Source organism: Cobetia sp. SIMBA_158 (assembly GCF_046566945.1).
GTDB lineage: Bacteria > Pseudomonadota > Gammaproteobacteria > Pseudomonadales > Halomonadaceae > Cobetia > Cobetia amphilecti.
Window position 1 is genome coordinate 1 of record NZ_JAWJYL010000646.1, and the last position, 257, is coordinate 257.

The following is a 257-nucleotide window of genomic DNA, read 5'->3' on the forward strand; positions in this document are numbered from 1 at the left end:
CACGTAACTGAATCAAATCCCCCATTTTAAAGTCCCTATCATTTTTTCGTATTTCAAAGCATTTGTGACCTGTTTTACAAGCCCAAAAGTATTGAGGTAGTATTTTTAATTCATGAAATCCTTCCTTCAAGAAAATCTCCCCTTTCTTATCCAAACAAAAAAGGACAGTCTTTTGACTATCCTTTAAGAACTCATCCCCCTAGTCCCCCGATTCTTCGGGGGACTCCCTCGCCGGTAGGCAGCTCAAAAGGTGTGAT

General features: G+C 40.5%; 1 protein-coding gene. It reads right to left on the reverse strand.

The features are described from left to right. Positions 1–154 (reverse strand): DUF3850 domain-containing protein (locus tag R2R70_RS21415; protein WP_410979112.1); only part of this gene is annotated, 154 nt, incomplete at its 3' end. Between the last annotated feature and the right edge of the window lie 103 nt (positions 155–257).